This is a genomic window from Desulfosporosinus metallidurans, from assembly GCF_001936615.1.
Taxonomy (GTDB): Bacteria; Bacillota; Desulfitobacteriia; order Desulfitobacteriales; family Desulfitobacteriaceae; genus Desulfosporosinus; species Desulfosporosinus metallidurans.
Genome location: NZ_MLBF01000039.1, coordinates 15,522 through 36,294, shown reverse-complemented (window position 1 = coordinate 36,294; position 20,773 = coordinate 15,522). Strand labels below are relative to the sequence as shown.

At 41.6% G+C, this 20,773-nt stretch carries 20 protein-coding genes and 1 pseudogene; 14 read left to right on the top strand and 7 right to left on the bottom strand.

The features are described 5' to 3' along the window. The first annotated feature begins 18 nt into the window (after positions 1 to 18). Positions 19 to 531 carry a GNAT family N-acetyltransferase gene (locus DSOL_RS18600; protein WP_075366309.1) on the top strand — a complete coding sequence of 171 codons (513 nt, stop codon included), beginning with the start codon at positions 19 to 21 and terminating at the stop codon, positions 529 to 531. A gap of 129 nt (positions 532 to 660) precedes the next feature. Here DSOL_RS18600 and DSOL_RS18595 read toward each other — a convergent pair whose 3' ends face one another. Further along, the gene (locus tag DSOL_RS18595; RefSeq protein ID WP_075366308.1) at positions 661 to 1,206 is read right to left on the bottom strand and encodes a transcription repressor NadR; all 546 of its coding nucleotides are present in this window, start codon (positions 1,204 to 1,206) and stop codon (positions 661 to 663) included. Between the two features lie 176 nt (positions 1,207 to 1,382). On the opposite strand from DSOL_RS18595, the gene DSOL_RS18590 reads away from it, so the two are divergent. The 3 genes from DSOL_RS18590 (at position 1,383) to DSOL_RS28095 (ending at position 4,690) form a co-directional block, all read left to right on the top strand. Next, positions 1,383 to 2,732, top strand: a complete 1,350-nt coding sequence (locus DSOL_RS18590; protein ID WP_075366307.1) for an MFS transporter — start codon at positions 1,383 to 1,385, stop codon at positions 2,730 to 2,732. Positions 2,733 to 3,597: 865 nt separating this feature from the next. Further along, on the top strand, positions 3,598 to 4,383 hold the full coding sequence (locus DSOL_RS18585; RefSeq protein WP_075366306.1) for an enoyl-CoA hydratase/isomerase family protein: 786 nt from the start codon (positions 3,598 to 3,600) through the stop codon (positions 4,381 to 4,383). Positions 4,384 to 4,516: 133 nt separating this feature from the next. Continuing rightward, positions 4,517 to 4,690: a hypothetical protein gene (locus DSOL_RS28095; RefSeq protein ID WP_170871558.1), complete on the top strand. Its 174-nt coding sequence runs from the start codon at positions 4,517 to 4,519 to the stop codon at positions 4,688 to 4,690. Here DSOL_RS28095 and DSOL_RS18575 read toward each other — a convergent pair. Further along, positions 4,683 to 5,987, bottom strand: coding sequence for an aminotransferase class I/II-fold pyridoxal phosphate-dependent enzyme (locus tag DSOL_RS18575; protein WP_075366304.1), 1,305 nt, complete (start codon positions 5,985 to 5,987; stop codon positions 4,683 to 4,685). The two genes, DSOL_RS28095 and DSOL_RS18575, sit on opposite strands and share 8 nt — an antisense overlap. Positions 5,988 to 6,287: 300 nt before the next feature. On the opposite strand from DSOL_RS18575, the gene DSOL_RS18570 reads away from it, so the two are divergent. From DSOL_RS18570 to DSOL_RS18560, 3 genes are all read left to right on the top strand, one after another. After that, on the top strand, positions 6,288 to 6,560 hold the full coding sequence (locus DSOL_RS18570) for a hypothetical protein (protein WP_075366303.1): 273 nt from the start codon (positions 6,288 to 6,290) through the stop codon (positions 6,558 to 6,560). Continuing rightward, positions 6,557 to 7,522: an MBL fold metallo-hydrolase gene (locus tag DSOL_RS18565; RefSeq protein ID WP_075366302.1), complete on the top strand. Its 966-nt coding sequence runs from the start codon at positions 6,557 to 6,559 to the stop codon at positions 7,520 to 7,522. The genes DSOL_RS18570 and DSOL_RS18565 overlap by 4 nt, the downstream gene beginning before the upstream one ends. Positions 7,523 to 7,898: 376 nt before the next feature. Beyond that, positions 7,899 to 11,399, top strand: a complete 3,501-nt coding sequence (locus DSOL_RS18560; protein ID WP_170871557.1) for a bifunctional diguanylate cyclase/phosphodiesterase — start codon at positions 7,899 to 7,901, stop codon at positions 11,397 to 11,399. A 139-nt stretch (positions 11,400 to 11,538) separates the two neighbouring features. Here the strand turns inward: DSOL_RS18560 and DSOL_RS18555 are convergent, their stop codons facing one another. Next, positions 11,539 to 11,952 carry a YidH family protein gene (locus DSOL_RS18555; protein WP_075366300.1) on the bottom strand — a complete coding sequence of 138 codons (414 nt, stop codon included), beginning with the start codon at positions 11,950 to 11,952 and terminating at the stop codon, positions 11,539 to 11,541. A gap of 315 nt (positions 11,953 to 12,267) precedes the next feature. Here DSOL_RS18555 and DSOL_RS18550 point away from each other — a divergent pair. Both DSOL_RS18550 and DSOL_RS18545 read left to right on the top strand, forming a co-directional pair. After that, positions 12,268 to 12,486, top strand: a pseudogene (locus tag DSOL_RS18550) (ABC transporter substrate binding protein); the annotation flags it as partial. 277 nt (positions 12,487 to 12,763) lie between these two features. Beyond that, positions 12,764 to 14,182: a L,D-transpeptidase gene (locus tag DSOL_RS18545; protein WP_235838890.1), complete on the top strand. Its 1,419-nt coding sequence runs from the start codon at positions 12,764 to 12,766 to the stop codon at positions 14,180 to 14,182. 100 nt (positions 14,183 to 14,282) lie between these two features. On the opposite strand, the gene DSOL_RS18540 is transcribed toward DSOL_RS18545, so the two are convergent. Together DSOL_RS18540 and DSOL_RS18535 are read right to left on the bottom strand one after the other, a co-directional pair. Then, the gene (locus DSOL_RS18540) at positions 14,283 to 15,203 is read right to left on the bottom strand and encodes a SufB/SufD family protein (RefSeq protein WP_075366298.1); all 921 of its coding nucleotides are present in this window, start codon (positions 15,201 to 15,203) and stop codon (positions 14,283 to 14,285) included. After that, positions 15,184 to 15,936 carry an ABC transporter ATP-binding protein gene (locus DSOL_RS18535; protein WP_075366297.1) on the bottom strand — a complete coding sequence of 251 codons (753 nt, stop codon included), beginning with the start codon at positions 15,934 to 15,936 and terminating at the stop codon, positions 15,184 to 15,186. Before DSOL_RS18535 ends, DSOL_RS18540 begins: the two co-directional genes overlap by 20 nt. Before the next feature lie 150 nt (positions 15,937 to 16,086). Here DSOL_RS18535 and DSOL_RS18530 point away from each other — a divergent pair, with 150 nt between their 5' ends. Continuing rightward, entirely contained in the window at positions 16,087 to 16,416 is a 330-nt protein-coding gene (locus DSOL_RS18530) for an alpha/beta hydrolase (protein WP_075366296.1), read from the top strand. A gap of 122 nt (positions 16,417 to 16,538) precedes the next feature. On the opposite strand, the gene cax is transcribed toward DSOL_RS18530, so the two are convergent. Next, the gene (gene cax / locus DSOL_RS18525; protein WP_075366295.1) at positions 16,539 to 17,573 is read right to left on the bottom strand and encodes a calcium/proton exchanger; all 1,035 of its coding nucleotides are present in this window, start codon (positions 17,571 to 17,573) and stop codon (positions 16,539 to 16,541) included. 68 nt (positions 17,574 to 17,641) lie between these two features. Further along, complete coding sequence (locus tag DSOL_RS18520; RefSeq protein WP_075366294.1) at positions 17,642 to 18,385, bottom strand: MgtC/SapB family protein; 744 nt, start codon at positions 18,383 to 18,385, stop codon at positions 17,642 to 17,644. A 274-nt stretch (positions 18,386 to 18,659) separates the two neighbouring features. On the opposite strand from DSOL_RS18520, the gene DSOL_RS18515 reads away from it, so the two are divergent. From DSOL_RS18515 to DSOL_RS18500, 4 genes are all read left to right on the top strand, one after another. After that, positions 18,660 to 19,166, top strand: a complete 507-nt coding sequence (locus DSOL_RS18515) for a DoxX family protein (protein WP_075366293.1) — start codon at positions 18,660 to 18,662, stop codon at positions 19,164 to 19,166. A gap of 470 nt (positions 19,167 to 19,636) precedes the next feature. Beyond that, the gene (locus DSOL_RS18510) at positions 19,637 to 19,837 is read left to right on the top strand and encodes an SHOCT domain-containing protein (protein WP_345788402.1); all 201 of its coding nucleotides are present in this window, start codon (positions 19,637 to 19,639) and stop codon (positions 19,835 to 19,837) included. 112 nt (positions 19,838 to 19,949) lie between these two features. Continuing rightward, a complete protein-coding gene (locus DSOL_RS18505; protein WP_075366291.1) occupies positions 19,950 to 20,240 on the top strand; it encodes an SHOCT domain-containing protein in 291 nt (96 codons plus the stop codon). 127 nt (positions 20,241 to 20,367) lie between these two features. Then, positions 20,368 to 20,766, top strand: coding sequence for a hypothetical protein (locus DSOL_RS18500; RefSeq protein ID WP_345788401.1), 399 nt, complete (start codon positions 20,368 to 20,370; stop codon positions 20,764 to 20,766). Positions 20,767 to 20,773 lie beyond the last annotated feature (7 nt).

Sequence of the window (20,773 nt, the reverse complement as noted above, 5' to 3'; positions counted from 1 at the left end):
GAAAATAGGAGATAAAGCATGCAACGGTTAATTGATACTAAGATGAAGGATTTCAAATTAAGAGTTGCAGATTTAAAAGACGTTCCACTTATTTTGGAATTTATAAAGGAATTGGCTGAGTATGAAAAAATGTCACAGGACGTTGTGGCAACGGAAGAAGCTTTAAGAGAATCTTTGTTCGAAAGAAAAATGGCGGAGGTCATAATTGGGGAATATAAAGATAAACCGGTAAGTTTTGCCTTATTCTTTCATAACTATTCTACTTTTTTAGGGCGACCAGGTCTCTATTTAGAGGATTTATATGTGAAACCTGAAATGAGAGGAAAAGGGATTGGCAAGATTATGCTTTCGTTTCTCGCAAAATTAGCAATTGAAAGGAAGTGTGGGAGATTAGAATGGTGGTGTTTAGACTGGAACGAACCCTCGGTGAAGTTTTATAAACAGTTGGGAGCGGCCCCTATGGATGACTGGACTGTGTATAGGGTATCTGACGAAACATTAGATACATTGGCAAGAAACTTCGGTGAGTAGCATCTTAGGTGTCACTATCCGATGATTATATCGGGTGTTTCAGCCATTTAAATATTATGCCCAAGAGATTTCTTGATAAGAGAAATCTTCTTGGGCTGTTTTTTCCATTATTATGAATATCTATTTCTATTAAACCTTCTTTGGATCGACCAAGAATCCTTCTTGGGTAAGAGCATCACAAACTTCGTTTAATATTTCTTCACTTGCGGCCTCTATGGTATGAAGATGGAGTCCGCCAGTTAAAGAGGACAGTAAATGAGCGTCATTCTCCGCCATTTGAGCTATGAACTTTTTGACATCAAGACGGCTTTTGAGTTTAAGAGGGCGAAAGATTTTGCCATAAACCGAATGTTCAACCCCAACGTCGAGCACACTAACTCCATGATCTACCAAGATATTTAATTCCTTTTCCGTGTCTAGCGGAGCATGGTGACTATAGATGATTCTCTGCATACCTTTTGCGCGAATATCTGTGAAATAGAGATATCCTTGCGGGGTGGCGATTACCGGTTCCTCTGTTGCTCTGAGAAGGGCCATATCTTGAACAATAACCTGACGACTCACTCCCGTGAGTTTTGCTAAGGAGGCGGCTTTGATGGGTTCTTTGCGGTTCTTTAATAGGTTTAACAAGTATTCCCGGCGTTCCCGACCGGATTGACCTTCTTTTTGTGTCATTGACGATCACCTACTTTGAGTTAATTTTAATACGAACTTTAAGAAATTGTCAAATTAGTGTCTTGACACATGTATAGTCACCGTGATAAAACAAGATAAAGATAAACAAGGACTTGGATTAAAGAATCCCGCAATGATATTGAGAAAGAGAAAGAAAAGAGAAAAAGGAGTAAGTTATGAAGATTAGTGAACGATTGGAGCAAATGCCCGTCTCAAGATTTCATTACGTTCTACTTATCACGGCTGGTTTAGGTTGGATGTTTGATTCCATGGATACGGGTATTGTGTCTTTCATTCTGCCAGTGTTGATGAAAGAGTGGCATCTGAGCCCGGAACAAGTGGGGAACATTGGGAGCATAGGTCTACTCGGAATGGCGATTGGAGCAATTATTGCCGGAATGATTGCGGACAGAATTGGTCGTAAAAAGGTTTTTGCCTTTACTCTATTGACTTACAGTATAGCAACGGGATTATGCGGACTTTCTTGGAATCTTACGTCTCTGATGGTTTTCCGCTTTATAGTAGGGTTTGGCCTAGGTGGACAACTTCCTGTTGCAGTCACCCTAGTCAGTGAATTTTCGCCCGTAAAACATCGGGGAAAGTTTCTGGTATTGCTTGAGAGTTTCTGGGCCTTCGGTTGGTTGCTCGCAGCAATTATTTCCTACATTATTATTCCAAGGTTCGGTTGGCCGCTCGCGTTCTTTATCGGATTTCTGCCAGCTCTTTATATTTTGTTTTTGTGGAGAACGATCCCGGAGTCCCCGCGTTATCTTGAAAATAAAGGACGCAAAGCGGAAGCGGAAGCCATCGTTGTTAAAATTGAAAGGGAAAGTGGAATTGTAGTAAATGAGGGTGTAAATCAGAAGATGCATGAAAATCACGAGACGTCGGTTGCCAAGGCGGATAAGGCTAAGTTTAGGGAACTATTTTCCCGTCCCCTTTTACGTCGGACCGTTTTCCTCTGGCTTTTATGGTTTGGGATCGTCTTTTCTTATTATGGGATTTTCACCTGGCTTCCTTCACTTTTAGCTCTTAAAGGTTTCTCCTTGACTAAGAGTTTTAGCTATGTCATCATCATGACGCTCGCCCAGATTCCCGGTTACTTTAGTGCAGCTTATTTTGTCGATCGAATAGGACGAAAACCAACCCTTGCACTTTATGTCTTAGGAACGGCGGTAACCGCTTACTTCTTTGGCCAGGGAAGTACGGCGGCGGTCATTCTTACCATGGGATCGCTGATGTCATTCTTTAACTTAGGGGCCTGGGGGATCATTTACACCTATACACCTGAACTTTATCCGACCCGTACACGGGCAACGGGTTCAGGTTGGGCAGCTGGTTTCGGGCGTATCGGGGGTATTTTAGCACCCATCGTTGTTGGGAAAATGATTGGAAAATATCATCTAGGAACCCGAACAGTTTTTATCCTCTTTGCGCTCGTTTTAGTGGCTGTCGTGTTGAATGTTCTTATTTTAGGAGAAGAGACAAAAGGACAGTCTCTAGAGGATCTTGCTGCTAAGGTTTAACCCCGTTTTTAGGTTTAATGGAACACTTTCAAATTCCTTTCGGCAAAACCGCTGGACCTAAATGGTTCAGCGGTTTTGCTTATACCAAACAGAAAGTATAACTTTTGGGTGGGTCCCTTCTCGCCATCCATGGAAAGCGCATCAGTGCAACTAGGTAACCGCCTTCGCTAAAAATACATAGTCTGGCCTTATTGAAATTTTCTCCTTTTAACTATAGTATGAGGGTATAATTAACCTAAGGGCTATATAAATTATTCCATGTCTTACAAGGAGGTATCTAAAACGCAATGTTTATAATTGACCCAAAAGCATTACAATACATTAAAACCAAATCCGGATCTGTGGTCATTGAAATGGAGTCACAACCATCCCTAGGGGGCTGAGCTTGTTCCCTCGAAAGCGTAACAGGTCGTTACGTTCCGAAGATCTATATTGGAGAGCCACCCACAAATAAAATGTTCGAATTCAAGACTATTGAAATAGATACAATAAAAATATATTATTCCCCAAGAATCAAAATTGATGATGGGCCTGCAGGAATTTCAATAAAACTTAGAAGACTGTTCATCTTCAAATGGTTAGAGTTAGAAGGGGCCAAACTGTGAGTAAAAGGTAGCCTATTCGAGTTTATGACTTAAAAATCCCTGGAAGGCCAATGTGGCTGGCTTCCAGGGATTTTTCTTCATTGCTATCAGGGTTTATACAAAATAGAGGAATATCATAAGTTTTGGCGAAATTGAAAAACATTAATGAATAAAGATTCATATTATTGGAAAGGAGTTGACTGGCATTCCGAACTAAGTTCATCCTGAAAAATTTAGGTCTGATATAAGAAATAAGATGTATTGGGAAAGGCGGCGGGTTTATGAATTGGAAAACAGTTAAACTTGAGATCATGGAGACTGGAGTGGCGGTGCTTACGCTTAATCGACCCGAGACAATGAATTCTGTCAATGATCAGGTTTGTCTTGATGTTCAGGCTGCTTGCAAGGAGGCATCTGGAAATGATGCTGTTAAAGTTATGGTCATTACTGGAGCAGGTAAGGGGTGGTCAAGTGGGGGAGATATTTCTATGTTAGCTTCAATAAAAGACCCTATCAGCGCCAAGGAGACTTATGATGCGTCAGGTGAACTTGTAACGGCGATCTATGAAATGAAAAAACCGGTTATTGCAGCACTTAATGGAGTGGTAGCTGGTGCTTCTGTTGCAGCATGTATGGCTTGCGACCTGATTATTGCCTCTGAAAAAGCTCGTATGGGATTTACCTTTATGCAATTGGCTTTTTGCCCGGATAGTGGGGCATCGCATTTTCTTATTCAAAAAGTGGGCTATCATAAGGCTCTGGAATTACTGTGGTTTGGAAGAATCATTGATGCTGATGAAGCAGAGAAACTGGGATTGTTAAATAAAGTAGTGCCACATGAGGAGTGCCTTCCTGAGGCAATAAGATGGGCAGAAAAATTGGCTTTGCAGCCATTAATGGCTGTAGGTCTTGATAAGAGACTATTACGTGAAGCATGGAAAAACGATTATTATCAGCAGACTGAGTTGGAGGCAATGTATCAGGTCCTAACTTGGTCCTCAGATGATTTCAAAGAAGGCTGTAAGGCGTTCGCAGAGAAGCGTAAACCGGTTTTTAAGAATAGATAAGACTATTTGCACTGAGCATTAGGATCAGGATAATCAGATCGTCAGCAAAGCCGCTGGACCTATGCGGTACAGCGGCTTTGCTATTTTCATGTTGAGGTTACGGAGCACTCGCTGTCACAGAGTAGTAATGTTTTTGCAGCCGAAATTTGGGTACTACAAAGTAACGCCACGCTCCGTCGATTCCCCAGAAATGCGGTTCAATCTCGACGATGAAGTGGATTCATGGGTCAGTACCATGGTCGTTTTATTTCAAATCACAAGAGGAATAAAGGATATTATGGAGAATTGTGATAAGGTTGCTATTTAATCGTTCTGACCCATAAGTCATGGAATCCTCGATAAATTAGATCAAAAAGATCTTTTAGTTCCTGTTCCTCAACACACGAGTAGGCAACGCGCACGTCGCTTTCCCCAAGTGAAATAACGCCCACACCATATTGTTCAAGCAGGTGAAGGCGTAAAGCTTCTGACTTCACTCCTTTGAGTTTAAGACACATGAAGTACCCTGAATTAAACGGATAGTAGTCCCAAGCATCGCCATAGGCTCCTTGATCGAGTATCTGTTTGACTCTACAAGCGCGGTTTTTTAATAGTTCAAATTTCTTTTGTTTCTGGGTTTGGAAATCGTTAGATCGAAGGGCATTTAAGACAAAAGTTTGTGCTGGGTGAGAAGAACTGGAAATTGTTCCTCGGATAATACCTAAAGTCTTTTTTTCCAAGGCATCTAATATCGCTGGATGCTCACACGCGTAGGTAATAAATCCTACACGAAAGCCCCACACAAAGTCCTCCTTCGTAGCGCCATCCACTTTGATGGCTAATATTCTAGGATGAATATTGGCGATCCTGGCAAACAGTGATTCTTTGATGGAGTTCTCATAAAATAATCCAAAATAGGCATCATCGGTAACGACGGCCAAGTTCATTCCTTGTTGGGCGACCTCTCTCAGTGCCTCAACAATCTCTGTTGCTTCTTGTTCATTCGGTGTATACCCTGTGGGATTATTTGGAAAGTTAAATAAAAGGACTGCTTTTCCATGGTCTTTCTTGGAAAGTAAGGCTTCTTTCATGCCCGTCGTATTAAAGGCTCCTCCTTCAGTATAGAAAGGAAATGTGACGTTTTTCGCCCCTCTACGAACTCCGAAAATAAGGTTATAATTACCCCATAACTTGTCAGGTAAAACTAAAGGGTCGTTTTCGTCAATAAATAGATCAGCAACAATACTTAAGCCATGGGTTAAAGCATTGGTAACGATGGGATTACTAAAGGATTTATCCTTTAAAGAAGGGCTTTCCTTTAACATCTTTTCTCGCCAAAGCTGTCTCAGCTCAGGTTTTCCTGCAGGGGGAGCATAGGGATAAAGGTCCTTAGGATCGTAATTGGCTAACGTTTCCTGGATTAACGGTAAGAACATCGGATGATTTTGTTCAGTCGCAATTCCTATAGTCGCATTAAAACGATAAGCCTTCAGCTTAGCCTCCGCACTTTGAGTTAAGATCCCCTTGGGATAGTACAAGTTCTTTCCAAGTTCTGATAATAAGTCATAAACATGGGGATTTTCTTGTTGTATCTGGCGATTTAAGTCTTGTGCAATCTCATTCATGTTTCTTTCTCCCTTGCTCTAGTAACATTACGTTTTTAGTTTTAATAGCTAAGCAACTAGATTCTACACTAAAGTGGTTTTTCCTCCACTTTAATCCTAAGTTGGTGTAAATCTCTGTTCTCAGAATTATTGTCTAAATTAATATGGAATAGGACTGACTTTATATATGACAACTATTATTTATTCAGAGAATAACTGACAGAGAAGGAAATCAAATAACAAGAGAGATATTAAAAATTACGGGTCGAGAGGTTTCTTATGACAGAGGTAGAGATTGCTGGATAATTTAGAACTATATACATGTTCCCCCCCATTCCTTTAGCATTTTTATTAACAACAAAGATGGTTGAAAGTATAAGGGAATTACCGAAATTTTTATCGAGCTATGAAATTACAAGTACCGGTGGTATGAACTTTGCAAGAGCACCCTGGAATAATCCAGCCTTAAACGCTTTAATTGATATGTGTAAAGCAATGAGAAAAGGAGTTAAGAACTATGGATTAGTTCATGGTAATGGTGGAATAGGAGAGATACAAGGAGTAGCTATTTTAGAAAGGATGTACAATAAGTGATTACTGAAGTTTATCCGAATATTTTTAAGAACGAAATACCTCTGCCTAAAAATCCCTTAAGAGCGATCAATAGTTACATCATACTATCTGAGAATAGAAACTTGATCATCGATACAGGATTTAACACTGTAGAATGCCAGACTGAGTTAATGAAGGGTCTGGAGGAATTAAATGTTGATCTAAATAAAACTGATCTTTTTATTACTCATATGCATACGGATCACTCAGGTCTTGCTCCGGCTCTCAAAAAACGCGGAGTACAAACAATTTATTTCAGTCAAATTGATGGAGATTTGTTAAATCAAACTTCCAAAAGGGACATCTTTTTTAAAGCACTCAACCAAATATTAGGCTTTAAAGGCGACAATTCTTCAAGCTTTGGTAAAGAGTTTGGGACTAGGCAGACCGAGCCACTCGAATTCACCCCGCTGTCTGAAGGAAACCAGCTAGTGCTAGGGGATTATTGCGTTGAAGTTGTCGATATTCCCGGTCATACTCCAGGGCATATCGGATTGTATGAGAGAAACCACAGGTTGTTTTTTTGTGGGGACCACATATTAGACGAAATAACTCCGAATATAACTTTCTGGGGATTTGAAGAGGACATTCTAGCGACCTATTTTAAGAGCCTAAACAAGGTGTACCAGTATGAAATTGATTACTTGTTTACAGCTCACAGGAAAATCGTCAGGGATCACCAGAAGAGGATTACTGAGCTTCTGAATCATCATGATGTACGCTTAAAGGAAATTCTGGATATTCTACGAGATGGCAGAAAGACACCTGGCGAAATGGCTGCTTCTATGCACTGGGATTTGAGTCATAAAAGTTGGGACGATTTTCCGCATTCTCAAAAGTGGTTTGCCTCTGGGGAAGCACTATCTCATTTAGAGCATCTGGCACATATTGGACTCGTTGACCGGATAGAAGAGAGTGGGATGTTCTTTTACAGGCTTAAATAAAAATCCTTCGTAAAATGTCAATCTTATTACAGAAATTGACAGCTAACGAAGTTATTATCTTTCAAAGCATCAAGAAACTTTAAGAGGGCCAGGCATAGATTAAAGAGCGATAAGTAGAGAGGAAAGGCTGGAAACGCAAAAACGTCCAGTCTTTTTCAGTGATTAATATTTCGTTTATGTTGGGAGGAATATATTGTATTTTGCCGAATTGTGAGGATATAGAATGTTAACTTAATTCTGTGAAAGGAGCCAATCCATGCCACCCTCACACAAGTCTCTCTCGCTGGGGAAAATAAGCTTGCTTTATGTTCTTTTGAGCGGATTATGGGTTCAATTTTCAGAGCAGGTACTCTATTATTTCATAAGAGATCATGAAATGTTTCTACGATTCTCTGTTTTAAAAGGCTGGTTCTGGGTTTTGGCTACAACCCTGTTTTTTTACCTTCTCATGCGCCGGAGTGGGCAAGCAATCCTAGCAGGAGAACAACTGCACCAGCAATTTGATGCTATAAAACGGCAAGAAGAATTTTACCAACGCATTTATGACAGTGTTGCAGAAGGCGTGATTCTGCAACATATCTCGGGCATGTTTCTCAATTCCAATTCTGCGGCCTGCGCACTGCTCGGCACATCTTGGTCCGACATGCAGAAAAATGAATTTTTAACTCAAGTCACCCCATGGATGGATGATCAGGGAGCACCCTTTAGCTGGAAAACTCATGCCTACAACGTGCTGATCAAGGCTCAAGATAGCGAGGAAATAAGATACACATTGAAACGTTTTGACCCTGAACAGCGTTGGCTATACCTCAACAGCGTTCTCCTACGCAATGCTCAAGGTGAACCGAGCTGGGTGGTCACTACGTTGAGTGACATCAGTATGCAAAAATACAGTGAATTGCAAGAAACCGTTCTCTACGGTATCACGCAGCGTATCCTCGCGGAACACCCGTTGAACGTTATCTTCCAATATCTCTGTGATGAATTAGTTCACTCCGTCGGTTATCCTGTTGCTGCAGTTGTGTTGAAAAAGTCGGAAGGTTCCGTCGCCATTGTAGCTCAAGCCGGTGTGAGAGAAGAGTATGTAAGAACTCTCAAGATACGTTGGGATGACAGCCCTGAGGGACAGGGCGCAGTGGGTGAAGCTATTCGCAGTGGAAAGCCGCAAGTGCAGAACCTGATCAACAACTCGCAGTTTAAACCTTGGTGGGCCATTTATGAAGCACTAAATCTGCAGTCGATAGCCACTTTTCCTCTATGGGCGCATGGACAATGCTTGGGCGCAATCGCCTTGTATACTCATCTTCCAGATTATTTCAACTCAGTGCGCATTGAACGCCTGCAATCTTTGGCGGAACAGATTACCATGGCCTTTCTATCCCATGAAGACCGAAGTCAACTTCAAATTCAACGTACGGCCCTTTCGGCCGCCGCTGATGCTATCGTTCTCGCGGATCGAACGGGTAACCTACTCTGGACTAATCCTGCCTTCGCCCGGCTGACGGGTTATGCATTTGAAGAGGTTGAAGGTCAAAATATAAGGTTTCTTCAATCTGGCTACCAGGATAGCTCCTTTTATAAAATCATGTGGGATACGGTTCTCGCAGGGGAAACATGGCGAGGTGAACTAATCAACCGCCACGCAAAAGGCACCCTTTACAGGGAAGAAATGACGCTTACCCCAGTGCAGGCGGATGGCGCAGAGATCACCCATTTTATTGCCATTAAACAGGATGTGAGCGAACGCTTCGCGACTCAGAAAGCGTTACGGGACAGCGAAGAACGCTATGAGGAAATGTTCGAAAACATGAGTAATGCGGTCGCTGTTTTTCAGTTCTCGGAAGACGAAAAGATCTTTCACTGTAAGGCCTTCAATCGGGCTGCCGAACAGATGGAAAATCTACCCCGTAGTCAAGTGTTAGGCCAACCTCTCGATCGATTCTTTTCAAACCATGAATCGTTAGGGATTCTAAAGATTTTCTTTCACGTTTTCCGGACAGGAGAAGCTTCTCATTTCCCAGCTACTTACTACCATAATGCGTACGTCAGTGGTTGGCGGGAAGGCTTTATCTACAAGCTATCCACTCGTGAAGTGGTTGCGATCTATGAAGATGTGACGAGACGAAAACAAGACGAAGAAACCCTTTGGTTGGAAAAAGAGCGTGCTCAGATCACACTGGCTTCCATCGGAGATGGCGTGATCACGACCGATGTACAAGCAAAGATCACTTATCTCAATCCCGTTGCCGAAAGGCTGACTGGATGGACGAACAGGCAAGCTGAGGGTCTTCCACTTTTAAGTGTCTTTAATATTCGAAATGAAAATACGGGCCAGGCCGTCATTAATCCAGTCACTCAATGCCTTCGAGAAAAGAGTATTGTAACGCTTGCTAATCACACAGCTCTTACCCATCGGGATGGGCATACTATTTCCATTGAGGATTCGGCGGCACCAATCTGTGACCGGGCTGGAGATCTGATCGGAGCGGTGCTCGTTTTTCACGATGTCAGCGACAAGCGCGCTCTCGTGCTCCAGCTTTCCCACCAAGCCCATCATGATGCGCTGACAGGCTTGCCAAATCGTATATTGTATAAAGATCGTGCTCACCAAGCCATTGTTCAAGCACACCGTCATCAGACATACGTCGCTGTGCTTTTTCTCGATCTTGATCGGTTTAAACTCGTTAATGATACGCTTGGGCATACTATGGGGGATCAGCTATTGCGGGCTACCGGGGAACGCATAGTTGCCTGCTTGCGGGAAGGAGATACCGTGTCTCGGCAGGGAGGAGATGAATTTCTTGTTCTGCTGCCCGAAATGCGATCAGAAGCCCAAGCGGCACAGGTTGCCCAAAAAATCATGGACGTCTTTAAGGCACCCTTTCACCTACATGAACAGGAGATCTATATCACGGTGAGTCTGGGAATAGCGATTTTTCCTACCGACGGGGAGGATATTGAAACCTTGATCAAATATGCTGATACCGCCATGTACCATGCCAAAGACGAAGGACGAAACCACTATCAGTTTTACTCCCTTGCTTTCAATCAAGCCCTTTCCGTGCGTCTAGGTTTACAAAATGAAATGCGTCGAGCTTTGGCTTATGAGGAATTCGTCCTCTATTACCAACCACAGTATCGAATCAGTGACGGTCAGATGTGTGGTATGGAAGCCTTAGTGCGCTGGCAACATCCGGAGAGGGGTTTTCTTCTCCCGGGAGAATTCATTTCAATTGCTGAAGAAAACGGGCTTATTTTGCCGCTCGGGGAGTGGGTCTTGCGCAGCGCTTGTCTGCAGAACAAACGCTGGCAGGAGATGGGCTATCCTCCCGTACGTGTCGCTGTCAACTTATCCGCTCGTCAGTTTCGACAAGCAAATTTGGTCAGCCAGATTGCCCAGATTCTCACAGAAACTGGGCTAGATCCGCAGTGGCTCGAGCTGGAAATCACAGAGAGTATCAGTATGGAAAATTCGTCCTTCACGCTGGCCATTCTTCAGGAACTTAAAGGGATGGGAATCCGTCTCTCACTGGACGATTTTGGCACAGGCTTTTCTTCACTGAGCTATTTGAGCCGATTTTCCTTAGATACCTTGAAAATCGATCGCTCGTTCGTGAGTGCGCTTACCACTCGGTCGGACGAGAGAAAACATGGGAACGAGATCGTGACGACCATAATTAAACTCGCTCATAATTTAGGCCTTCGAGTCATCGCTGAAGGGGTAGAAACCGAAGCCCAGTTAGATTTTCTGCGCTCTCAAGGGTGCGCTGAAGTGCAAGGATACTTATTAGCCAGACCGGTTTCGGCTGAAGATCTGGTTTTCTATTTAATAGAGATTAGCCTAAACTTAAAGAAGAAACTTCGTTTTTCTGGTTAGGCTAAGTGATCTATATTGGTGTTAGGTAGATCATTACGTGCTCTTATATAAATTAAAGATTGGTAGAAGATTAAAAAATGAGGCAGCCTGTAGTGTGCAAGGTTGCCTCGTTTAGATTTTTGGAGCAATGTGTCACATACTATTGAATGCTTTGAATCAAATAGATGATCAGGAAGATTCCGACGACAAGGACAGATATGCTGAGTACTATGTTAAGAATCGACGAGGGTTGATAGGTATCGGCGTCAATTTGTGATTCAACCTTCTTATATCTAATAAACGCCAACAGGCTCATTATCGTGCCGAGCCCTACAAGGAAGATTCCAGCGATTGCCGAATATCCATGAGAGGGAGGCAATGCAATATCAATATTTGATTTTCCCAGAACATAGGACATTTGTTTGATGAACAATGCGAATCGTTCAACAACAAAGCCGAAAGCCATGATTGCAATGCTTGTTCTTATCCAGGCCAGAAATGTTCTTTCATTGGCCATATGAACACGGCGGTTGCGAATTTTTACAGGCTGATCATGCTTACTTAAGTCCGGCATAAAGTTCCCCTCCATCGTAAGGTTATAGAATCAATAAAGCACCTAACAATTAGGCCATGGCTATTTCCTCAGTGGCTTTGACCATATAGCCGGAAAGTTAGATTATGCTTATTATGAATCACTTCGGCTTTCAGCGCAACTCTATGTACACGATACTATTTAACAGAAAGCAAAAACATCCTTGATTTGAAGGATATTTGGAATGGACGGCGAAATATTTAGGATCATAACAGTTTAATTATGAATCTTGTTGAATGAACGGACCACTAGAGGAGGCAACGAGTTTGAGACCTGAGATCATTCAAAAACTAACTTGCAGCCTGTGCTGATCCCTTGGGGTCTGGGCTGGTGACCAATCTCGAAAAACCAGGCGGCAATGTCACAGGCACCTCTAATGCGGTATCAGCTGAAAAAATCATGGAGTTGGCGCAGCGGGATACTCCAAATTTCAAACGAATTGGCGCTTTGTACAATTCCAGTGAAACCAATTCAATCTCCGTGAAGGACTATATAGCTAAAGAAATAAGTAAAAACAAGTCTGTAGGCATCATGCTTATAGACTTGTTTTTACTTATTTAACGGAAAAGAAGTCTCAATGTACTAGCACTGGAATAGCTTTAAAGTAGTGATAGTTATTTTGCTTAGCACAGGAATTCGGATTCAAGTACAAGAGGGGATGTGCTTAACTTTGGCGTCTAACCCAAGACTGAAGGACAATTTATTCAGTTTAGATAATGGGTATTACATTTCGAAGAATGACCCCTTATTCTGGAAGAAACTATTAAATAGACGGACAGAAAATCAGGAGGCAATGTATCATGTAGGATTAGGGTTGGAAAACGACGCGAAATATTACTTAGATAAGTATTATGCTACGAAGCTCGATAAGTATTTAAGTTTGTATCGTAGATTCATTAAAAAAGCCTCTGATTTAATGAATGGTTCCTTCAATAAAGGATTTCTTCCTGCCAGACTAGACGTTCTTAGAATGGAACGAGAGATGAAACTGACAGAAAGGAATATCTCTGAAATTACAAATAAATCTATTTCTAGTATCAACGGTAAAATCCTATTATTGGTCGCAACTATCGTGTTAAGTCTCTTCTTGGCAATCTTCTTCATTCCTAATAGAGTATTAAATACGACTCATTATTTTACCAATAATTATTCCTATATGTTGCCTTATGAAGTGATAGAGAAAAAACCACCAACACGGACGTTCATCCATGGAACAAGTAATCAACCCAAAATCATTCAAGTCAAAAGAGGGGCGAGTAAAGAAGAGTTAGTTAATGCACTCGTAGGTAGACTCAAAACTGACTATGAAATGGATCCTATAACAGCCAAGCGAATCTTAGCTGTCGATGAAGACAATAGGGAAATGGGAATGGCTTTCTGGGCAGGTAGGGATAATAATATTCAAGTCTATATTTACCCATCAGACAGTTCGGCATTTATGGACAACCAAGAACGTTTATTGTGGGAGACTGCGACGGTCGTTAGAAGTGCTTCATACCAATTTGTTAAGAAAAATGGTTATCTGCCAAAAGATCTGGGTGATCTCAATCAACCGTTTCCAAATAATTATTTAACGGAATTACCAAAAGATCCATATAAGTTAAAGAATACTGTAACCCTCGCTCCTTCTGGAGATGGAGGGTGGCTATTTTCGCTTAAAGAAATTCCCCTTAACGGGGAGTTAGTTTCTGTTGTCAAGGATGCGATAAAGCCGAATATCACATATACTCGAGATATTCCATTTTCTCCGTTGTATATTTCGATTGATAAGGAGAATCATACACTATCTATTATTTCGGGAGATAAAATTATTCGCAGGTATTCTGTTGCCTTGGGTAAAGACGGTACGACCCCAGAAGGAGATTTCTACATATCTAAAAAAATTATGAATCCGGATAAAATCGTACCCGAATCGGATAATGTGTATGGGACAAGAGCTATGGAATTGTCAAATGTTGATTTGGCTATACATGGAACAAACACACCTGCTAGCATCGGTAAAGATGTTTCGCACGGTTGTATTCGATTAAATAAGTTAGATATGGAAGATCTGTATGCGGTTACGCCGCTTAATACCCCCGTAAAGATAGCAAAGAATGATACCACTCCAAAGGATTTCTATAAGCCTGACACACCCGAAATGGGTCTTTATAGTCATTCTGCCAACTCTAAAGAGGAAGATAATTTCCACATGTATCATTGGGCCAACTAAGGGGATCACGCGAAAGTGACTGGAATTGATAGAGAGCCCGGTGCGTAGGCACTGGGCTCTGAGTGTGTGGATTCTGGCAGATAAAATTTCGTTTTGAATTTTATTTAAGAAAACCATTGAGGATGGTATCCTCGGCCTCTGATTCCGAGAATCCGAGGGACATCAATTTGATTAACTGCTCGGATTCGATTCTGCCAATGGCAGCCTCATGCACGAGCTGTGCTTCGCTATGATAAGCGGAAATCTTGGGGGTGGATAGAACTTGTGCATTATGCATGATAATGGCATCACATTGGATATGTCCCCGACCTTTATTGCGTCCCACTAGGTCAAAATAGAATTCTTGTTTAGAATTGTCCTGAGCAACGGAGCGAGAAATAATCTGGGCGGAAGAATTTGCCCCCAATAGTTCAACAGTTATATTCGACTCCGCGTCTTGATCTTTGTACGTGAGGAGTCGTTCCGTGACCACAAGCTTGGCATTATCCCTGAGACGGATTTCCGTGTCTCTCTTTGTATGGTCAATTCCTTTGATTTGAATAAGTTCGAGCTCAACAACGCCGCCTTCTTCAACATCAATAATGGTCTTAGGATTTAAAACCCGCTCTCCCGTTCCTTCCCCTTGTCCATAGTGCTTTTCGACGTATTTGAGTTTGGCGCCTTTGCGAACGAAGAAGTTGTGTATTCCGTCGTGTTGGGATTTATGGTCTCCTGAATTATGTATTCCACATCCAGCAACCACTAGAACGTCTGAGTATTCTCCAATTTCAAATGTATTATAGACGACATCATTAATGTTTTCTTCAGTCACGATAACGGGAATATGAACACTTTCCCCTTTGGTATAAGGCTTTACGATCACATCAATCCCCGATTTATCCGTCTTGGTGATGATATCAATATTAGCGGTCGTATTTCGCTGTACCCCTGCTCCGTTTTTCCGGATATTGAAAGCACCTTGTGGTATTTCATGAAGGTCGGCCACTTTCTCCAGCATAAGTTTATCCAACGCACTCAGCATTTTGACCAACCCCTTTCGCGCATTTGGTACTACACATGCAAGCATCATTATTTAAAATTCCGGCGAGAATAGTATCTCTTTCGGATTGGGCACTGATCGTACCATTGGACATTAAAATTATTTCATCCGCCAGCTCCATAATACGTTCCTGGTGGGAAATGATGACGATCGTAGTGTCATATTTTGTATGAATATTTTTAAAAGTTTCCGCAAGCTTTTGAAAGCTCCATAAATCAATCCCAGCCTCTGGTTCGTCAAAAACTGCAATCTTAAGATTACGTGCCAGCACGGTAGCAATTTCGATCCGTTTCATTTCTCCCCCTGAGAGACTTGCATCCACATCCCTGTTGAGATAATCCTGAGCACATAAGCCAACATCATAGAGTAGATCGCAGATATTTACGTTATCAGGATTATGTGAGGCGGCCATTTTTAGCAGTTCCTTGACCTTTATGCCCTTAAAGCGAGGTGGACTTTGAAAAGCATACCCTATACCCCTGCGAGCTCTTTCTGTAATGTTCAATTCTGTGATTTCTTGCCCATCGAGCAGGATTTTACCTGAGGTAGGATTATAAACACCCATAATGATTTTGGCTAGAGAAGATTTACCCCCGCCATTCGGGCCTGTGACAACATATATTTTCTTTTCATGGAATTTTAAATTAATATCTTTTAGGATCTCAACCCCGCTTTTTCCATCGATCTCTAAAGATACTTGCTGTAGTTCGAGCATTAATCTTCCCCCTTTGTGTTTAGATATAGTCCAGAATATCATAATCCGACATTTTATTGTAGTGATTTCGGTTTTTTAAAAACAGAATTCCTTTCATCAGGAAGGAATATATTGGGTTATAGAGAATTGGAATGGATAGGGGGGAATCATATGCTTCACAAGAACTTTACGTTTAAATCGGATGAGGGAACAGAGATATATGTTTATGTATGGATGCCGGATAAAAAAGTTGATTTAAAGGGCATTTTTCAAATAGCCCATGGTATGGCTGAAACAGGAGCTCGTTATGAGCGATTTGCTAAGAAACTAACGGATAATGGTTATATAGTCTATATTAATGATCATAGAGGGCATGGAAAAACGGCGAAGACGGTTGAAAATGTTGGCTATTTGGGTGAAGCAGAAGGGTTTAAGTGGCTAGTTGAAGATCTTCATAAGTTAAGTGAGATTATCCATAAAAAAATGGGCATAAAGATGTGAGTTACAAACTCTATAAAGACGGAAGACACGAGATGCTTAATGAAACGAATAGAGAAGAAGTCATGAAGGATGTCATTGATTGGTTAGATCATCATTTCGTTTAGCACAGGAATTATGGGTGACTACACAAAAAGAAAGGCTAATGCCATAATGGCATAGGCTGACAAAAGTTGTGCGCCTTCTAGCCAGTTGGAACGGCCATCCATGCTGATTATTGCAGTAATCACGGTAGCCATGATGATGACTATGAGTTCATAACTGGTAAAGAGGAAGTCGAGAGGTCGGCCCATAAAATAGCCCAGAAATACTAGCAGAGGGGCGACAAAGAGCGCAATTTGAGTACTCGAACCAATAGCAATTTCTAGACTGATTTCCATTTTGTTTTTAAGAGCCATTATCACACTAGTGGAATGCTCAGCTGCATTGCCAATGATGGGAATCACGATGACCCCGATGAAAAGTTCGCTGATACCTAAAGTTTTAACCACAGGCTCGATTCCACCGACAAGAAATTCGCTTTCTAGGACTACGAAAACAGTAGCGATTAGTAAGGTCAACAAGGCTCTGAGCTTTGACCAGTTGGGAGTTTCTGAATGTTCTTGGCTGGGACGAAAAACATCCTTATGTGTGTGAAGAGAAAAAATCAAACTAAGTAAATAAACCAGCATCAATACAGCAGCAACTCCCAGACTTAAAGGCTCTGCAGCAGGGTTAGTGTGTGTGTTTAGAAAAACTGCTGGAATGATCAATCCAGTTACAGCCATAAGCAGCATCGAGGTATGCATTCCAGCGGCAGCCCTGTTGAATTTTTGCGTCTTATATTTAAAACCTCCAAGGAGCATACTTAGTCCTAGCACTAGAAGAAGATTGCCGATGATGGACCCTGTGATGGAGGCTTTTACCACTTCTACAAGGCCTGCCTTTAGAGCAAAAACAGTGATAATGAGTTCTGCTGCATTACCAAAAGTAGCATTAAGCAAGCCTCCAATTCTTGGACCAACATAGATTGCAATTTCTTCAGTGGCTTTGCCCATATAGCCAGCAAGCGGAATTATACTTAAACCTGCAGCAACAAAAAGTAAGACAGGCGAGTAATTCAACAGTTTCAGGGCAAGACTGATGGGTATCGCCAAAAGCAATAGATTAAGAAACTTCATAATTCAACCTCCAACATATCCATTAAATACTATTTAAATCTATTTGAGTAGTTGTGTCAAATGCCAAATTATAAAAAAGGCTCCTTGGGCCGCTTATGAAAGGGTACGAACGAGCGGATCCGAGAAGGTAATAATGATGGCCTTCTTCCACTTTCCTCTAATTCAGTAGAGTAAATGCCGTCAACTTCATTAATATCTTCAATTAATAGTTCCATATTAATTTCCCGGAAGGGAGTTCTCAAATTGTATTCAATAGTCGTTTTGTTATCTTCTTCTTTTAACAGTTTCATTGAAATATTTTGAGGAATTATGCTATGGGCTACTATAATCCGATTGATTTCTTTAACCTTGCACGTTCCATTGACGGTAACTACTTTCAACACCTGACAATTTCGGAAGAAATAGGTTTCAACAGTACGCTCTAATGTTAAGAAAACTAATAGGGTTGCAAGAAACGATGAAAAGTAAAACCCTGCTCCAGCAGCCAATCCAATTGCGGAAACAACCCAAAGGGAAGCAGCTGTTGTTAAACCTCGAATTGATGTTTTATCTCTTAAAATGGTTCCAGCCCCTAAAAAGCCGATTCCTGAGACAACTTGAGCAGCTAATCGAGCTGGGTCTTTACTGACAGAAACAAAATTGTTAAATCCGTACATGGATAAAACCATAATTAATGCGGCCCCTAAGCACACCAAAATATGGGTTCTAAATCCCGCTGGACTGTCATTTCGTTCTCTTTCATACCCTACTATTCCTCCGAAAATGCAAGCTAATAATAATCTCAAAGCAATTTCATAATCAGTGATATACATTTGTTTCACATCTTTCAATAAACTTATAATCATAAGAAATTCTATGGTCAGTAAATAGTATTTCATTAGGCTCTGTGTAGTGCTATTCTATTCTTCGATAAATCAAATAATAATTCCTTCTACTCCGAGAAATATACTATAGCCATTGTTCGCCATGGGTCCATGCATATAAAAAAAATTTGAGATTCTATGTATCTAATATACCGTTATATGGCATATTACGCAAAAGATCCTAATCGTGAGGACCTAGAAAAATCGAGGGAGGTAGTAAAAAATGGCTTGGAGAGAATCTAAACTCATGCAAGTGGTTTGGACCATACTTAGAGTCTATGTTGGATGGCAATGGTTAAGTTCAGGTCTTGGAAAGACGTTTGGACCTGGATCGGCAGTTTGGGTTGGTCCCAAGGCGGGAACAGCGATTACTGGTTTTCTTAAAGGAGCATTGGCTAAAACTACTGGGGCCCATCCAGATGTCCAGTGGTGGTATGGCGGGTTTCTCAGCAATATCGCCTTGCCAAATGCAACGTTATTTAGTTACATTGTATCTTGGGGAGAAGTTCTTGTTGGAGTTGGCTTAATTGCCGGCTTTCTAACAACGATTGCCTTATTTGGTGGAATCCTAATGAACTTTAATTACCTTTTTGCAGGTACGGTCAGTATTAATGCATTTTTGTTATTGTTAGAGGCATTGCTCCTATGGGCCGGAGCAGCAGCTTATTATTGGGGCGTTGATCGTGCGTTCTTACCGCGTTGGAAAAAATGGCGACTTGCCAAAGGATAATTTCGGGGCACGAGTTTAAACTCGTGCCCCTTCGGGTTTCGAAATATAGAAAGATTTATAGGGTGGATAACTTTTGCCAGCAAGGTGCTTTAAGGCCGCAGGTTCGAGATTAGCGTTAAAGCCCCTATTTCCACCACATTTAAGTCTTTGAGGTCGCTGGATAGGTCAACCAACTGTCAATTTCCTCATGGATTTTCACCAGTGTAATGGATCGCATCTTACCGTGAGCTCTTCTTGCTATCTCGGTGAGAGAACAGAAAGATAGATAGAAAGATAGATTGGACGAATGGCCTCATATAAGAGGGATACTGATTTTTATCAGGATCCCTTCTTCATAAGAAATTCACAACTTTTTCATGAGATTAACGTATCCGATAGTTACACTAAGGTCATGGAAGAACAGTAAATCAAACGAAGCATAGCTGTAGTATGAAAATCTAAGGAGAGAATAATATAATGAGGGGGGATCTATGATGATGTTTGGTTTAATTCTATTGGTCATCGTTGCTTTTTATATGTTTAGTTCAGGCAATGCTAGAGGTTCATGCTGCACGAACCATCAATCTCAGGCGCATACTTTGCTGAATATCTTGAATGATCGATATGCACGTGGTGAGATTAATCGAGAAGAATACCTAGAGCGGAAACAAGAACTTTCGGCACAAAGATAGCCGATATCAATTAACAAGGGATAACCTATTGGTTAGCAGGGTGTGAAAAACAAGATTTAAGCTTACAATTCTTTGAATTTTATCCATAAAGTCGATTGAAGGAGGAATTCACATGATGGGTGGCTGGGGTAATATGATGGGTGGTTGGGGAAATGGTGGGTATGGATACGGTGGTTATGGAGCTGTTGGATATGGTTGGATGGGAATAATCATGCCGCTGATCTTCGGAATTGGCATCATTCTACTGGGTCTCTATGTATTTCGTCGCAACTCCTCGCAAGTGCATACAAACGGACTTGGTAAGCACAGTGGTGGATTAGACATCCTGCGTGAACGCTATGCTCGTGGCGAGATTGATTCCGCGGAATATCAAAGCCGCAAACAAGATCTAAAGGGTAAATGAGTAGAACGATGCTCATAAAATAAGGGCAGTTGCTCCACAGGGAGAAACTGCTCTTTATTAATAATTATTGCTTCTGTTTGAGACACTAAGAAGGTATGCAAGGTCATAGGAGGGATCTGGTACAGACGTGGCTAAAGAAACAGGCGACATCATTCTCCTCAAGGAGGATATCCGTGATGTGGTCGGAGCCATTGAAATAGGGCGGGCGACCATGCGAAAGATTAAGCAGAATCTGGGCTGGGCGTTTGTTTACAACATTACAGGAATTCCTCTAGCCGCTGGAATTCTCTATCCTTTCACTGGGTTTCTGGTGAGTCCGGAACTAGCCTCCTTCTTCATGGCTCTGAGTTCTATTTCCGTGACAATGAACACACTCCTATTGAAGCGAAGTACAAAAGGAACATTCTTAGAGATTGTTCTAAAATTGAAGAAACTTTCCGTTCATAAGAAATTCACAACTTCTTCATTAGATAATCTTATCGATATCGTAAGATATAGCCATATCGAGTTAAAAACTTTTTTCTGAGGAGGGA

Excerpts from the sequence above, each read along its gene's own strand:
- DSOL_RS18600 (WP_075366309.1), top strand. The coding sequence starts at position 19 with ATGCAACGGTTAATTGATACTAAGATGAAGGATTTCAAATTAAGAGTT.
- DSOL_RS18595 (WP_075366308.1), bottom strand. The coding sequence starts at position 1,206 with ATGACACAAAAAGAAGGTCAATCCGGTCGGGAACGCCGGGAATACTTG.
- DSOL_RS18590 (WP_075366307.1), top strand. The coding sequence starts at position 1,383 with ATGAAGATTAGTGAACGATTGGAGCAAATGCCCGTCTCAAGATTTCAT.
- DSOL_RS18585 (WP_075366306.1), top strand. The coding sequence starts at position 3,598 with ATGAATTGGAAAACAGTTAAACTTGAGATCATGGAGACTGGAGTGGCG.
- DSOL_RS18575 (WP_075366304.1), bottom strand. The coding sequence starts at position 5,987 with ATGAATGAGATTGCACAAGACTTAAATCGCCAGATACAACAAGAAAAT.
- DSOL_RS18570 (WP_075366303.1), top strand. The coding sequence starts at position 6,288 with ATGTTCCCCCCCATTCCTTTAGCATTTTTATTAACAACAAAGATGGTT.
- DSOL_RS18560 (WP_170871557.1), top strand. The coding sequence starts at position 7,899 with ATGTTTCTACGATTCTCTGTTTTAAAAGGCTGGTTCTGGGTTTTGGCT.
- DSOL_RS18555 (WP_075366300.1), bottom strand. The coding sequence starts at position 11,952 with ATGCCGGACTTAAGTAAGCATGATCAGCCTGTAAAAATTCGCAACCGC.
- DSOL_RS18545 (WP_235838890.1), top strand. The coding sequence starts at position 12,764 with ATGTATCATGTAGGATTAGGGTTGGAAAACGACGCGAAATATTACTTA.
- DSOL_RS18540 (WP_075366298.1), bottom strand. The coding sequence starts at position 15,203 with ATGCTGAGTGCGTTGGATAAACTTATGCTGGAGAAAGTGGCCGACCTT.
- DSOL_RS18535 (WP_075366297.1), bottom strand. The coding sequence starts at position 15,936 with ATGCTCGAACTACAGCAAGTATCTTTAGAGATCGATGGAAAAAGCGGG.
- DSOL_RS18530 (WP_075366296.1), top strand. The coding sequence starts at position 16,087 with ATGCTTCACAAGAACTTTACGTTTAAATCGGATGAGGGAACAGAGATA.
- cax (WP_075366295.1), bottom strand. The coding sequence starts at position 17,573 with ATGAAGTTTCTTAATCTATTGCTTTTGGCGATACCCATCAGTCTTGCC.
- DSOL_RS18520 (WP_075366294.1), bottom strand. The coding sequence starts at position 18,385 with ATGTATATCACTGATTATGAAATTGCTTTGAGATTATTATTAGCTTGC.
- DSOL_RS18515 (WP_075366293.1), top strand. The coding sequence starts at position 18,660 with ATGGCTTGGAGAGAATCTAAACTCATGCAAGTGGTTTGGACCATACTT.
- DSOL_RS18510 (WP_345788402.1), top strand. The coding sequence starts at position 19,637 with ATGATGATGTTTGGTTTAATTCTATTGGTCATCGTTGCTTTTTATATG.
- DSOL_RS18505 (WP_075366291.1), top strand. The coding sequence starts at position 19,950 with ATGATGGGTGGCTGGGGTAATATGATGGGTGGTTGGGGAAATGGTGGG.